Origin of the sequence: Sphingomonas changbaiensis NBRC 104936 (assembly GCF_000974765.1) — a bacterium.
GTDB lineage: Bacteria > Pseudomonadota > Alphaproteobacteria > Sphingomonadales > Sphingomonadaceae > Sphingomonas_B > Sphingomonas_B changbaiensis.
Genome location: NZ_BBWU01000039.1, coordinates 106,832 through 121,725 on the forward strand (window position 1 = coordinate 106,832; position 14,894 = coordinate 121,725).

The 14,894-nt window shown below is 67.1% G+C and carries 10 protein-coding genes; 6 read left to right on the top strand and 4 right to left on the bottom strand.

The genetic code is table 11. The features are described from left to right. Position 1: 1 nt before the first annotated feature. Positions 2 to 1,024 carry an Ldh family oxidoreductase gene (locus SCH01S_RS09810; RefSeq protein ID WP_046348616.1) on the bottom strand — a complete coding sequence of 341 codons (1,023 nt, stop codon included), beginning with the start codon at positions 1,022 to 1,024 and terminating at the stop codon, positions 2 to 4. A gap of 151 nt (positions 1,025 to 1,175) precedes the next feature. Between SCH01S_RS09810 and SCH01S_RS09815 the strand changes: the two genes are divergently transcribed. Genes SCH01S_RS09815 through SCH01S_RS09835 form a run of 5 tightly spaced genes read left to right on the top strand, consistent with a single transcriptional unit; the run spans position 1,176 to position 10,023 of the window. After that, a complete protein-coding gene (locus tag SCH01S_RS09815; protein WP_245612223.1) occupies positions 1,176 to 3,488 on the top strand; it encodes a glycoside hydrolase family 127 protein in 2,313 nt (770 codons plus the stop codon). A gap of 30 nt (positions 3,489 to 3,518) precedes the next feature. After that, complete coding sequence (locus SCH01S_RS09820) at positions 3,519 to 5,222, top strand: gamma-glutamyltransferase family protein (protein ID WP_084689494.1); 1,704 nt, start codon at positions 3,519 to 3,521, stop codon at positions 5,220 to 5,222. A 33-nt stretch (positions 5,223 to 5,255) separates the two neighbouring features. Beyond that, on the top strand, positions 5,256 to 7,034 hold the full coding sequence (locus SCH01S_RS09825; RefSeq protein ID WP_046348618.1) for a DUF885 domain-containing protein: 1,779 nt from the start codon (positions 5,256 to 5,258) through the stop codon (positions 7,032 to 7,034). Positions 7,035 to 7,072: 38 nt separating this feature from the next. After that, positions 7,073 to 8,644 (top strand): S10 family peptidase, encoded by a 1,572-nt coding sequence (locus SCH01S_RS09830; protein WP_046348619.1) that lies wholly within the window; start codon positions 7,073 to 7,075, stop codon positions 8,642 to 8,644. After that, on the top strand, positions 8,641 to 10,023 hold the full coding sequence (locus tag SCH01S_RS09835) for a peptide MFS transporter (protein ID WP_046348620.1): 1,383 nt from the start codon (positions 8,641 to 8,643) through the stop codon (positions 10,021 to 10,023). Before SCH01S_RS09830 ends, SCH01S_RS09835 begins: the two co-directional genes overlap by 4 nt. Here SCH01S_RS09835 and SCH01S_RS09840 read toward each other — a convergent pair. Beyond that, positions 9,977 to 11,557 (bottom strand): aldehyde dehydrogenase (NADP(+)), encoded by a 1,581-nt coding sequence (locus SCH01S_RS09840; RefSeq protein ID WP_046348621.1) that lies wholly within the window; start codon positions 11,555 to 11,557, stop codon positions 9,977 to 9,979. The genes SCH01S_RS09835 and SCH01S_RS09840 overlap by 47 nt on opposite strands. A 116-nt stretch (positions 11,558 to 11,673) precedes the next feature. Between SCH01S_RS09840 and hutI the strand changes: the two genes are divergently transcribed. Beyond that, a complete protein-coding gene (hutI, locus tag SCH01S_RS09845) occupies positions 11,674 to 12,870 on the top strand; it encodes an imidazolonepropionase (RefSeq protein ID WP_046348622.1) in 1,197 nt (398 codons plus the stop codon). On the opposite strand, the gene hutC is transcribed toward hutI, so the two are convergent. Together hutC and SCH01S_RS09855 are read right to left on the bottom strand one after the other, a co-directional pair. After that, positions 12,851 to 13,540 (bottom strand): histidine utilization transcriptional repressor HutC, encoded by a 690-nt coding sequence (gene hutC, locus SCH01S_RS09850; protein WP_046348623.1) that lies wholly within the window; start codon positions 13,538 to 13,540, stop codon positions 12,851 to 12,853. The genes hutI and hutC overlap by 20 nt on opposite strands. Continuing rightward, positions 13,537 to 14,889, bottom strand: coding sequence for a formimidoylglutamate deiminase (locus SCH01S_RS09855; RefSeq protein WP_046348624.1), 1,353 nt, complete (start codon positions 14,887 to 14,889; stop codon positions 13,537 to 13,539). The genes hutC and SCH01S_RS09855 overlap by 4 nt, the downstream gene beginning before the upstream one ends. Positions 14,890 to 14,894 lie beyond the last annotated feature (5 nt).

The window sequence follows — 14,894 nt, forward strand, 5'->3', positions numbered from 1 at the left end:
TCTAACGGACCAGCGCGAGGACGTCGTCGTAGAGCTTGCGCGGCACGCGGACGCCTTCGGCAAGGCTCCGCTTGCGCGCTTCGAAGCGGCGCTGTGAAGGCAGCCGGGCACCCTGGCCGACCACCGCGTCGAACAGGGTTTCCGCGCGATCGATGTGCTGCGCCGCCTCGCCGCCCAGGAAGCCGGCCGGATCGATCGCGAGAATCAGTTCGCCACCGATCGGTGAAGCCTTCGCGCCCGCGTCCAGCGCGATCGACTCGGCGCTGGTCAGGTCGCCGATCAGCGGTCCTGCGATCAACTCGACCATGATCGAAAGCGCCGAGCCTTTGTGCCCGCCAAAGGTCAGCATCGCGCCGGCCATGGCCGCAGCGGGATCGGTAGTCGACCGACCCTCTGCGTCGATGCCCCAGCCTTCCGGTATCGCCTTGCCGGCACGACGGTGCAGCTCGATCTCGCCCCGCGCGACCGCGCTGGTCGCGAAATCGAAGACGAAAGGATAAGGGCCCGGTCGCGGCCAGCCGAACGCGATCGGATTGGTGCCGAGCAGCGGCTTCGTTCCCCCCGCCGGCGCAACCCAGGCGTGGCTGGGCGTGAAGGCAAACGCAACGAGCCCTTCCGCCACCACCGCCTCGATTTCCGGCCAGAGCGCGGCGAAATGCACGCAATCGTTGATCGCAAGCGCCGCGATGCCGTTCCGTTTCGCCTTTTCGACGAGCAGCGGGAGACCGCGCTGGAACGCCAGCTGCGCGAAGCCGCCTTTGGCGTTGACCCGAACCACGCCCCCGGCGCGATCGTCCACCACCGGGATCGCGTCCTTCGCCACCTTGCCGGTCTTCAGCGTGTCGGCACACACCAGCAGGCGATAGATGCCGTGACTCGCACAGCCGTCGCGCTCGCCGGCGACGATGGTCGCCGTCACCGCTTCGACATGGGCCTCCGCCAGCCCCTGGCGCAGCAGTGCAGCCCGCGAAAGCGCCGCCACTTCATCGAGCGACAGCAGCACATCGGATTGTTGGTTCGTCATTCTTCCTCACCAAATTTACACGGGCTTATCGGCGCTGGACACATTCGTATACCGTATAATATGACTGCGGGATGAGCGGGAACCTCTACCAGTGAGTCCCTGGCACTTCGATCGGCGGGCGCTTCTGGCGGGTGCCGCTTCCGCGGCCTTAGTGCCGACGATCGCCCGTGCGAAGTCTTCCCTCCTGCAAACCGAGCGTGCGAAGCCGCTGCCACTTGCTTCGGTCCGCCTGCTGCCGTCCCCCTGGCTCGATGCCGTCGAAGGCAATCGCCGTTACCTGCACGCGCTCGAGCCCGACCGGCTGCTCCACAATTATCGGACGAGCGCCGGGCTGATGCCGAAGGGCGCAGTCTATGGCGGCTGGGAAAGCGATACGATCGCGGGGCACACGCTGGGCCATTATCTCTCGGCGCTGTCGCTGATGTATGCCCAGACCGGCGATGCCGAATGCAAGCGGCGGGTCGACTATATCGTCGACGAACTGGCCGAGGTGCAGCGGGCGCATGGCGACGGCTATGTCGCCGGCTTCACCCGGAAGCGCGACGATCTCGTCGAGGACGGCAAGGTCATCTTCGCCGAGCTGAAGCGGGGCGACATCCGCTCGATGGGCTTCGACCTGAACGGCTGCTGGGTCCCGTTCTACAACTGGCACAAATTGTACGCGGGCCTGTTTGACGCCCAGGCCCATTGCGGGAACAGCAAGGCCTTGCCGGTCGCCATTGGCTTGGGCGGTTATATCGACGGCGTGTTCGCGGTCCTTTCGGATGCCCAGGTCCAGCAGGTGCTCGACTGCGAGCATGGCGGCATCAACGAAAGCTTCGCCGAGCTCTATGCCCGGACCGGCGACACGCGCTGGCTGCGCCTCGCCGAACGGCTCCGGCACAAGAAGATCCTCGACCCGCTCACCGCGGGCAAGGATGTGCTGCCGTGGATTCACGCCAACACGCAGGTGCCGAAGATCATCGGCCTCGCCCGCCTGCACGAGCTGACCGGCAATCCGGGCGACGCCAATGCCGCGCGCTTCTTCTGGGACACGGTGATCCGGGATTACAGCTATGTGATCGGCGGTAATGCCGATCGCGAATACTTCCCGGCGCCACGCACGATTTCCAAGCACATCACCGAACAGACGTGCGAGAGCTGCAACAGCTATAATATGCTGAAGCTGACGCGGCACCTCTATGGCTGGCAGCCGCAGGCGCGGCTGTTCGACTATTACGAGCGCGCGCACCTGAACCACATCCTGGCACAGCAGGATCCCGCGACCGGCATGTTCGCCTATATGGTGCCGCTGATGTCGGGCTCGGCGCGGAATTTCTCGAAGCCGTTCGACAATTTCTGGTGCTGCGTCGGCACCGGCATGGAGAGCCATGCCAAGCATGGCGATTCCATCTGGTGGCAGAGCGCGGACACCTTGTCCGTCAATCTCTACATCCCGTCGGTCGCGACCTGGGCGGACCAGGGGGCGACGTTCCGGATGGAGACGGCCTACCCGTTCGGCGAGCAGGTCGCGATTGCATTGGAGCAGCTGGACAAGCCGCGCAGCTTCGCGGTGGCGCTCCGGATTCCCGGCTGGTGCGAGGGCGCGACGCTCCGCGTCAACGGCAAGCCGGTGCCGGCTGGCTCGCCGGGTGATTATGCGACGATCCGCAGGCGCTGGACGAAGGGCGACCGGATCACGCTCGATCTGCCGATACGGCTCAGGACCGAACCGACCAACGACGATCCGTCCGTGGTCGCGCTGCTGAACGGGCCGACGGTGCTGGCGGCCGATCTCGGCCCGGCCTCGGAGCCGTACGAAGGCGCGCCGCCGGCGCTCGTCGCCGCGAACCTGCTCGCCGGCTTCGCGCCGGTCGATGCAGCCGCCAGCCGCTTCCGCACGACCGGCATCGCCAGGCCGGCCGACCTGAGCTTCGCGCCCTTTTTCCAGCTCCGCGATCGCCGCACGGCCGTCTATTTCCGCAGCTTCGACGAAGCGGGATGGCAGCGCGAGCAGGTCGCCTTTGCGGCCGACCAGGCGCGGCAGCAGGACCTTGCCCGTCGCTCGGTCGACGTCATGAATCTGGGCGAAATGCAGCCCGAGCGCGATCACGGGCTGACGGCGAAGAACAGCTACGCCGTCACCTATCGCGGCCGCCACGGCCGCGACGCGCGGACCTTTGGTTTCTTCGAATTCACATCGAAGGTGCGGCCCGGCCCGCTGGTGCTGCAGGCCACTTATTGGGGCGAGGAGCGCGACAAATTGTTCGATATCCTGGTCGATGGCACCCGGATCGCGACCGAGAAGCTGTCGGGAGAGCATCCGGGGGATTTCTTCGACAAGGATTATCCGATTCCGGAAGCGCTGACCAAAGGCAAAGAAACGGTGAAGGTCCGCTTCCAGCCCGCCAACGACAAGACACGCTGCGCACCGGTGTTCGGGGTGCGGGTCTTCACGCCCGCAGATCCGCTTAAGACGACATAGAAGCGGCGGCATACGAAAACAGGAGGAGGCATGATGACGAAGCGGGTTGGATGGGCGGTGGGCTTGTGCCTGGCCGCGGCGATGGCGCAGCCGGCGCTCGCGCAGGAACAGGGGCCGAAGCCCGCCGTCACCGCCAAATCGGCGATGGCCTCCTCTTCCAACCCGACCGTCACCAAGGCGATGGTCGAGGTGATGAAGAAAGGCGGCACCGCGCTCGACGCGGTGCTGACCGCGATCCCGATGCAGACGGTAATCGAGCCGCAAATGGTCACGCTCGCGGGCGGCGTCTCGATCCTTTATTACGACGCCAAGTCTCACCAATATTATTACCTCGACGCGGAGCTGGATCACACCAAGGACGCGATCGTCGGCGCCGGCTGGACCCAATATACCGGCGGCGGCGAGCGGCTGCCCGAAACATCGGGCAAGCGGATCGGCGTTCCGGGCACGGTCGCGGGCATGAAGGCGGCCGCGGACCGGTTCGGCACGCTCAAATGGGCCGACTATTTCGCACCGGCGATCAAGCTCGCCGACGAGGGCTACCCGATGTATTCCTTCCTCTACGGCGAGCTGGCCGACGCCGCGCTCGGCCGGCTGTCCGCCTATCCGTCGGGACGCGAGGAATATCTGCCGAACGGCTATGCGCCGCCGGTCGGCACGATCGTCAAGCATCCGCGGCTGGCGCAGGCGATGCGCCGCGTCGCGGCCGAGGGGCCGTCCTACATCTACTCGGGCGAATGGGCGCAGCATTTCATTGATGCGGTCCACCGGACCGGCGGCGGCATCACCGCGGAGGAACTGGCCGCGTACAAGCCGCGGTGGGAAACGCCGCTGCGCTCCACATATCACGGCTATGAGATCATCAGCGCACCGCCGCCGTCCACGGCCGGCACGCTGATCTCGATGGTGCTGAACGTCCTCGAGCCGTACGACCTGAAGGCGCGTCCGCATTATTCGCAGTCGGTCGAAAGCCTGGAGACGATCCGCCGCGCGTTCGGCTTTGCCGAGACCGCGACCGACGAATTCGTCCGCGACCCGCTGAGCTACAACGTCCCGACCGACCTGCTGCTGTCGAAAGACTATGCGAAGATGCTGTCGGCCCAGGCGGCGGCGAGCATGCCGAAGCTTGCTGCTGCCGCCGACGCCTCGGGCAGCGGCCTCGAGCTCGCCGCTTCATTCGCCGAGCACGACCGGCACTCCACGGATACCGATCACATCGTCGCCGTCGACGCGCAGGGCAACATGGCGTCGGTCACTCACTCGGTCTACGGCAGCACCTTCGCGACCGGTCTTGTCGTGGACGGGATCGCGATGAACAGCGGCAACAATTTCCCCGGCAACACCGCCGGACCCGGGCGGCGCGTGATCTCGCCCTTCCCGCCGACGATGGTCGCGAAGGACGGCCAGCCGTGGCTGACGATCGGGTCGCCCGGCCTGTCGTCGCGCGCGGTCGCGCTGACGCTGATCAACCTGCTCGGTTACGGCATGCCGCTGGAGCAGGCGGTCGACGCGCCGCGCTTCCAGGGCTCGCAGGTGGGCGTGCCCATGGCGATCGAAAGCCGCGTCAGCCAGACGGTGCGCGACGAGCTCAAGACCCGCTACGGCGTCAACGTCCGCCCGACCACGCCCTACAACTGGCATTTCGGGTCGATCCAGGCGATCGAACGCAACCCCGACGGCACCCTCACCGGCGTCGCCGATCCCCGACGCGCCGGCCTTGCCGCCGGCTATTAAGCCAACCGGCTGATCCCGAACGGAGATTCCTCCATGTCCTGCCGCCCTGTTCTCTTGTCCGCGCTTGCCCTTGCGGCGATCGCCACTGCGCCGGCCGTTGCGCAGACGCCGCCCGCAGCCGCGCCGGCCGCGCAAAGCGCCGATGCCCGCCTGCGCGCGCTTTACGACGCCGAATGGGCCTGGCGGCAGAAGGAGTTCGCCCGCGAATCCGGCGACGCGGCCCGCGGTGCCTCGTCCGACCATTTCCCCCGCGTCGATGCCGCGACCCAGGAGGCGCGGCAGAAATATTGGCGGAACACGCTGGCCGAGCTCGACAAAATCCCGGTCGACCAGCTCTCGCATGACGAGCAGATCAACGCCGCGGTGTTCCGCACCAGCCTTGAGGCCTTCGTGTCGGAAGGCAAGTTCCGCACCTGGGAAATGCCGTTCAATGCGGACAGCCAGTTCTGGTCGAGCCTGAACGCGCGCAACCCGTATCCGACGGCCGACGAATATCAGCGCTACCTCGGCCGGATGCGCGACATCCCGCGCTATTTCGACGAGCAGATCGCGAACATGCGCGCTGGCCTGAAACGGGGCTTCAGCGTGCCGCGCGCCTCGCTGGAAGGGCGCGATGCGACGATCGCTGCCTATATCGACGCCGATCCGTCGAAGAACCCCTTCTACGACAGCTTCGCCAAAATGCCCTCCACGATCCCCGCCGCGGATCAGGAGCGGCTGCAGGCCGAAGCGCGGCAGGTGATCGCGCAGACCGTCGCCCCCGCATATCAGAAGCTGCTGACTTTCTACCGCACCGAATATCTGCCGAAAACGCGCACGACGCTCGCGGCCGAGGCGATGCCGGACGGCAAGGCCTTCTACCAGGCGCAGATCAAGGAATATACGACCACCGACCTCACGCCCGAGCAGATCCATGAGATCGGGCTGAAGGAAGTCGCCCGCATCACCGCCGAGATGGAGGCGGTGAAGGCGAAGACCGGCTTCACGGGCGACATGCCGGCGTTCCTGACCTTTCTGCGCACCGATCCGCAATTCTATGCGAAGACGCCGGACGAATTGCTCGGCTTTTCGGCCTATGTCGCGAAGCAGGTGGACGGGCAGCTCAAATACACGGTCGGCTTCCTGCCCCGTTATCGCTTCACGATTATCCCGGTGCCGGCCGCGATCGCGCCGACTTACACGTCGGGCCGCGGCGGGCTCGAAGCCTGCATGATGAACACCTACGACCTGCCGTCGCGTCCGCTCTACCAGATCCCGGCGCTGACGCTTCACGAGTGCAATCCGGGACACAGCTTCCAGGCCGCGGTTGCGCTGGAAGCGCCGAACCGCCCGGCCTTCCGCCGCCAGACCTATTTCTCCGGCTATGGCGAGGGCTGGGGCCTCTACACCGAATGGCTCGGCACCAAGATGGGCATCTACCGCACGCCCTATGAGGATTTCGGCCGCCTCTCGTTCGAGATCTGGCGCGCGTGCCGGCTCGTGATCGACACCGGCATCCACCATTATGGCTGGACCCGCCAGCAGGCGATTGACTACCTCGCCAGCCACACCGCGCTCGCCCAGCACGACGTCGAGACAGAGGTCGACCGCTACATCAGCTGGCCCGGCCAGGCGCTCGCCTACAAGCTGGGCGAACTCACGATCAAACGGATGCGCGCCAAGGCCGAGAAGGAGCTCGGGTCGAAATTCGACCAGCGCGCCTTCCACGACGCCTTTCTGAGCCTCGGCTCGGTTCCGCTGCCCGTGCTGGAATCGGAGCTGAACCGCTTCATTGCCGATGGTGGCAAGGACCCCGTGACCACTGCTCCCTGATCCGTTCCCCTTCACAAAACATAACCCCTGGAGAGATTATGCGTACCCATCGTCTTTTGCTGTCGATCGCCTTCGCTGCCGTCATCGCCTCGCCGGTTGCGGCGCAGGAGAAGGAGACCAAATCCGAACACACGACCGTCGAGACGAAAAAGGTCGACGAGGATATCGCGCTCGCCAGCGCGGAAGAGGATGCCCAGCCGAAGCGGGGCAGCGTCACGGTCGCGGGCAAGACGATCAACTATACCGTCACGCCGGGAACGCTGACGATCCGCAACGATGACGGCGAGGCGGTCGCGAGCATGTTCTACGTGGCCTACGTCGCGGATCGCCCCAAGGGCTCGGCGCCCAGGCCGATCACCTTCGCCTATAATGGCGGGCCGGGATCGTCGAGCATGTGGCTGCACATGGGATCGATCGGCCCCGTGCATGTCGAGACGCCGACCGCATCGGTGCCGATGCCGGCCCCGTACCGCATCACCGAGAACCATAATACGATGCTCGACAAGACCGACATCGTGTTCATGGACGCGATCGGCACCGGCCTTTCGCGGCCGATCGGCAAGTCGAAGGGTCCGGAATTCTGGGGCGTCGACCAGGACATCGATGCCTATGCGCGCGCGATCATGCGCTACCTCAGGATCAACGATCGCTGGGACAGCCCCAAATTCCTGTTCGGCGAAAGCTATGGCACGCTGCGGTCCGCGGGTCTCGTCTACGCGCTCCAGCAGCGGGGCGTGCAGATGAGCGGCGTGACCCTGCTGTCGTCGATCCTGAACTATGGCGTGCGCCAGCCCGGTTTCGACCAGATCTACCTGACCTACCTGCCCAGCTATGCGGCGACGGCCTGGTATCACAACCGGCTGGCCAACAAGCCGGCCGCGCTCGAGCCGTTCCTGGCCGAAGTGCGGCAATGGACCGTCGGTCCCTATGCCGCCGCTCTCGCCAAGGGCGCTGACCTTGGTGACGAGGAACGCCTGGCGGTTGCAAAGCAGATGAGCGCCTATACCGGCCTGTCGGTCCAATACCTGCTCGATTCCGACCTGCGCGTCGATCTGTCCCGCTTCCGCAAGGAGCTGATGCGCGACCAGAAGCGCACGGTCGGCCGGCTCGATTCCCGCTTCGTCGGCATCGACGTCGACGCGGCCGGCGAAGAGCCCGAATACGACACCACCGATACCTCGATCAGCGGTGCCTATATCGGCGCGCTCAACAAATATCTGTTCGGCACGCTCGGGTACAAGACCAAGCTTGCTTATCGTCCGAATTACTATGTGAAGATCGGCGGCAGCCATTGGGACCAGCGGCACAAGGCGCCGGGCCAGCAGGGCCGCACGATGGCGCTCGCCGATACCGCGCTCGACCTGTCGGCGGCGATGCGGCAGAACCCGCACCTGAAGGTGCTGTCGCTGAACGGCTATTACGATATGGCAACGCCGTTCTTCGGCGCGGAATACGACCTGAAGCACATGCAGATCGATCCGACGCTGCGCCCGAACCTGACCTTCCATTATTATGAGTCCGGTCACATGGTGTACATCAACCCGGCGGTGACGGCGCAGTTCAAGGCCGATCTCGACGCCTTCTACGACAGCGCGACGCGAGGCGAATGAGCCTGGCCGTGCCCTCCCCCGCGCTGCTGCCCGAGCAAGGGCAGCAGCGCCGTCTGTTCGGCGAGCCGATCGGCCTCACCTTCCTGGTGCTGACCGAAGCGTGGGAGCGTTTTTCCTATTACGGCATGACCGCGATCCTGGTGCTCTATATGAGCCAGGCGCTGCTGCTGCCCGGCCATGTCGAGCACGTGGCCGGTTTTGCTGCCTTCCGGCGCGGGCTCGAAAGCCTGTTCGGGCCGATGGCGACGCTGGCGCTCGCCTCGCAGATCTATGGCCTCTACAGCGGCCTCGTCTATTTCACGCCGGTGCTGGGCGGCTGGATCGCCGACCGCTTCATCGGCCGCCGTCGCGCGGTGATGCTGGGCGCGCTGATGATGAGCGGCGGCCATGTCGCGATGGCGTTCGACGCGTCGTTCCTGCTCGCGCTCCTATTGCTGATCGTCGGCTGCGGCTTCCTGAAAGGCAATATCTCCGCCCAGGTCGGCCAGCTTTATCCCCGCGACGACGCCGAACGCCGCACCCGGGCGTTCGCGATCTTCTCGACCGGCATCAATGTGGGCGCGATCCTGGGGCCGCTTGCCTGCGGGCTGCTGGCGCAGCTGTTCGGCTGGCATGCCGGCTTTGCTGCGGCCGGGGCGCTGATGCTGCTCGGCCTCGTCACCTACATCGCCGGCTATCGCTATCTGCCCGATCCCGCGGTGGAGCGCCGCGTGCGCGAAACGCATGAAAAGCTCAGCACGCAGGACTGGAAGACGATCGCGCTGCTGCTGCTGGTGATCGCGCTGACGGTGTTCCACTCGATCATCTATTACCAGAACGCCAACATGGCGCTGGTCTGGATCGATCGGACCGTGGCGCTGGATTATGGCGGCTTCCGCATTCCGGTGCCGTGGTTCGCCTCGATCGACCCGATCGCGAGCGTGCTCGGCGTGCCGCTGCTGCTCGCCTTCTGGCGGCGCCAGGCCGCGACAGGCAAGGAGCCGACGGAGATGACAAAGATCGTCATCGGCCTCGCGATTGCGACAGTCGCCAACCTGCTGCTCGTGCTCGGCAGCCGGGTCGGGCCGCCGGTGCCGGTGGTGTTCCCGGTCGTGTACGACCTGCTGCTCGGCGTCTCGTTCCTCTATTACTGGCCGACGCTGCTGGCGCTGGTGTCGCGCGTCGCGCCGCGACCGGTCAACGCGACGATGATGGGCGTCGCGTTCCTGTCGCTGTTCGTGTCGTACAGCATGATCGGCTGGATCGGCGGCTTTTACGAGCGGATGACCCCAACCGGCTTCTGGGCGATGAACGTCGCGATCGGGACGGTGGGCCTGGTCATCCTGCTCGCACTCAAGCGGCCGATCGAACGCCGCTTTGCCCGTCCACCTGCCGGCTGAGCTGCCAGGGATTATCCCGCTTCAGCGATGCCGGCAGCAGGCTGTCCGGCAGGTCCTGGTAGCAGACCGGGCGCAGGAAGCGCTCGATCGCCAGCGTCCCGACCGAAGTCGTGCGGCCGTCCGATGTAGCCGGGAAGGGGCCGCCATGCACCATCGCGTGGCACACCTCGACGCCTGTCGGCCAGCCATTGGCGAGGATGCGGCCGGCCTTGCGTTCGAGCAGCGGGAGCAACCCGGCGGCGGCCGATTCGTCCTCGCCATCCATTTGCAGCGTCGCGGTGAGCTGGCCTTCGAGCCCGGCAATCACGTCTGCCACCTGGGCCAGGTCCCGGCAGCGCACGATGATCGACGATGATCCGAACACTTCGTGGCCAAGCGCGGCATCGGCGAGGAAGCTGTCGGCATCGGTCGCGAACAGCGCCGCCTGCGCCTGGCAGCCCTGTCCCACGGCGCCGCGCGCGATCAGTTGGACGGCATTATGGCCCTGCAGGGCGCCGACGCCTCGCTCGTAATTCGCGTGGATGCCCGCGGTCAGCATCTGCCCGGCGGCGGCGCCTTCCAGCGCCGCAGCGGCCGCGTTGGAGAAACGGTCGAGATCGGGTCCGGCGACCGCGATCAGCAGGCCGGGGTTGGTGCAGAACTGGCCGGCGCCCATCGTCAGCGAGCCGACGAAACCGGTCGCGATCGCTTCCGCGCGATTGCGGAGCGCGGCCGGGAACAGCAGGATCGGATTAATGCTGCTCATCTCGGCATAAACCGGGATCGGCTCAGGGCGCGACGCCGCAATCCGCATCAGCGCGAGACCACCACCGCGCGAGCCGGTGAATCCGACCGCCTTGATCCGCGGATCGGCGACGAGCGCGCCGCCAAGCTCGTTCGACGGGCCCGGCAGATAGGAGAAGACGCCTTCGTGCAGGCCGCAGGTCTGCACCGCGCTGCGGATCGCCCGCGCGACCAGCTCGCCGGTGCCGGGATGCGCCGGGTGCCCCTTGACCACCACTGGGCAGCCCGCCGCGAGCGCCGAGGCGGTATCGCCGCCGGCAACGGAGAAGGCGAGCGGGAAGTTGCTCGCGCCGAACACCGCGACCGGCCCAAGCGCGACATGGCGGCGGCGCAGGTCCGACCGGGGCATGGGCGTGCGGTCGGGCAGCGCCGGGTCGATCGTCGCGTGCAGCCAGTTACCGGTGCGCACGAACGTGGCGAACATCCTGAGCTGGCCGACGGTGCGGCCGCGCTCGCCTTCCAGCCGGGCGCGCGGCAGGCCGCTCTCCGCCATCGCGCGCACGATCAGCTCATCGCCGATCGCGAGGATCGCATTCGCGATCTCCTCCAGGAAGGCAGCGCGCGTCTCGAGATCGGTCGCGGAAAAGCTGGCGAACGCAGCATCGGCCAGCGCGCAAGCGCGATCCACGTGCTCCGCGCCTGCCGCGCTGAACTCGGGGCCGATCGCCTGTCCGTTCGAAGGGTCGAGCGCGGCAAAACGATCGTCGGTCGCGATATCGGCCGCGCCGATGAGGATGGATCCGGTGATCATGGGCGAGTCCTTCAGTGCGAGATGAGCTGGTCGTAGCCCACCTACATCGTATACGATTTTGGTCAACCCGACGGCCTCGTTTGCAGCATCGGCCGGCATTCCTGTAGGCGAGGCCCATGCGCGCCGACACACTTTGGACCAACGCCCGCCTGCTGACGATGGCGGCCGGATCGCCGGTCACCAACGAGCCGGGCGCGATCGCGGCGAAGGATGGGCGGATCGTCCATGTCGGCCCCGGCGACGTCGACGCGGAACGCGTGTTCGACTGCGAAGGTCGGCTGGTTACCCCCGGGCTGATCGATTGCCATACGCACCTCGTCTATGCCGGCAACCGCGCCACCGAGTTCGAGCTGCGGCTGAAAGGCGCGTCCTATGAGGAGATCGCGCGCGCCGGCGGCGGCATCGTCTCGACGATGCGGCACACGCGCGAGGCCAGCGAGGCGGCGCTGATCGAACAGGCCCTGCCCCGGCTTGATGCGCTGATTGCCGAAGGCGTGACGACGATCGAGATCAAGTCGGGTTATGGCCTCGACCTCGATTCCGAGCGCAAGATGCTGCGTGCTGCACGTTCGCTCGCAGAAGATCGGCCGGTGCGGGTCGCGACGACCTTCCTCGGCGCGCACGCGCTGCCGCCGGAATTCGCCGGGAGGGCAGATGCCTTTATCGACGCAGTCTGCGAAATGATCCCCGTCCTCGGCGGCCTGGCAGACGCGGTGGACGCTTTCTGCGAGGGCATCGGTTTTTCGTCGGAGCAGGTGGAGCGGGTGTTCGCGGCCGCGCGGAAGCAGGGCTTGCCGGTGAAGCTGCATGCTGAACAGCTGTCGAACCTGCACGGCGCGGCGCTGGCGGCCCGATACGGCGCGCTGTCGGCCGATCACCTCGAGCATCTGGACGAAGCCGGCGTCGCAGCGATGTCGCAGGCGGGAACAATCGCGACGCTGCTGCCCGGCGCCTATTATTTCACGCGCGAGACCAGGCTGCCGCCGATCGGGGCATTGCGCGCGGTCGGCGTGCCGATCGCGCTCGCGACCGACTGCAATCCGGGAACCTCGCCGATGACGTCGCTGCTGCTCGTCATGAACATGGCGGCAACGCTGTTCCGGATGACGGTGGAAGAGTGCCTGCTCGGCGTGACCCGCAACGCCGCCGCCGCGCTGGGACTGGCGGGCGAGGTCGGGACGCTGGAGCCCGGCAAGGCCTGCGACCTAGCGATCTGGGACGTGCGGGAGCCGGCGGAGCTGGTCTATCGGATCGGCTTCAACCCGCTTCACGCGCGGGTGTTCGGGGGCGGGATTACCGCCCTGCGGGCGTGAAGCGCGCGACCAGATCGTAGCGATCACCGGGAAAGGTCTGGCGGACATGGGTGACCGGCTCGCCGTTGCGCCAGGTGGTGCGGGCGAGGCGGAGGCAGGGCGTGCCGCGCGGAAGCTGGAGGCGCGCGGCGACATCGCCGGTCGCGCCGATTGCGGAAATACGATGCTCCGCCTCGCTCCACGGCACATGGTCGAGCAGCCAGATGCCGGGCGCGATGCTCTCGAACGGCTCGGCGCGCGCATCCGGGACAGCGGCGAGGCTGATCCAGCGCAGCTCATGTGCAAACGGGCCATCGATCGCATGGTGCACGCCTTCCACGCGCAGCAGGTTGGTGCCGGGGGCAAACACGCCCGCTTCTGCTTTCTCTTCGATCCGCGCGACCCGTTCGAAGCGATAGCCGCCGCCGCGGGCCGCGATAGCCGCGCCGATGTCCGGAATGTCGAGCACCGCGGCTTCGCTGTGCGGGTGGGCGACGAACGATCCGGCCTTGCGCCGCCGCTCGATCAGCCCGGCGCGGGCAAGCGAGGCGAGCGCCTTGCCGACCGTCGCGCGGGCGCAGCCATATTCGGCGACCAGCTCATGCTCGAACGGGATGCGCGCACCGGGGCGGAGCTCGCCCGAGCGGATGCGGTGTTCGAGGTCGGCGCGGATGCGCGCCTCGATCGTCATGCGGCGAGCAGCCTGGCGAGCGTTTTGCGGTAGCGCACGGCGATCCCGGCGCGCGACGTGTGCACGCCGCCGCTCACCACGCGCTCGCCGGCGCGCCAGACGCAATCGATAGCCCCGCGATTGCTGCCGAAGATCCAGCCGTCGAGCAACGCATCGCCGCGACGCTCGATCAGCGACGGATGCTCGGCATCGAGCGACACGATGTCGGCGGAATGGCCGACCGTTATGCCGAACGCGCCCTGCAATGCCTGCGCGCTGCCGGTCCCCGCCGCGCGGAACAACCGGCCGCCGACCGAAGGCTCGTCGGCAGTCGCGAGGCAGCCACGGGCGCGGTCGCGGAGCCGCTGGCTGTATTCGAGCTGGCGGAGCTCGGCGGCGACGTCGATCTGGATGTTGGAATCGGTGCCCGTCGCGAATCGGCCGCCGGCCTCAAGATAGCGCCGGGCCGGGAAGATGCCGTCGCCCAGATTGGCCTCGGTGACGGGGCACAGGCCGGCGACCGCGCCGCTCGCGGCGAGCGCGTCGGTCTCGGCCTCGGTCAGATGGGTCGAATGGACGAGGCACCAGCGCGCATCGACGCCGGCATTGGCGAGCAGCCACTCGACTGGGCGCGCGCCGAAATGCGCGACGCTTGCCTCGACTTCCCTGGTCTGCTCGGCCGCGTGGATGTGCACCGGCGCGCCGGGCCGGAGCGTCAGCAGGTGCGAAAGCTCGTCGGGCGTGACGGCGCGCAGCGAGTGCGGGGCGATGCCTAGCCGGTCGTCTTTGCGCAGCAGCTTCTCGCTTGCGTCGACCAGCCGCGCGAATCCGCCCAGGTCCGAGATGAAGCGGCGCTGGCCGGGCGCGGGCGGCGCGCCGCCGAAATCGGCATGAGCGTAGAAGACGGGCAACAGGGTGAGGCCGATGCCGGTCTGCCGCGCGGCCTCGACGATCGCCGCCGCCATGGCTTCGGGGGCGGCATAGCGCTGCCCGTCCGGCGCATTGTGCAGATAGTGGAACTCGCCGACGCGCGTGTAGCCGGTCTCCAGCATCTCGGCATAGGCCTGGGCGGTGATCGCGGCGATGTCGTCGGGATCGAGCCGGTCGAGGAAGCGGTACATCAGCTCCCGCCAGCTCCAGAAATCGTCGTGGGGCCTGCCGCGCTGCTCGGTCAGTCCCGCCATGCCGCGCTGGAAGCCGTGGCTGTGGACATTGCCCTGGCCAGGAATGGCGATTGCGTGGCGCTCGTCGCCGGTAGCGGGCTCCGCATCCGGCTCGACGCTCGCGATCCGGCCGCCCTCCAGGCGCACGCGCACCCGGTCGGCCCAGCCTTGGGGCAGCAATGCCGTTTCGAACCAAAGCTGCGTCATCGGGG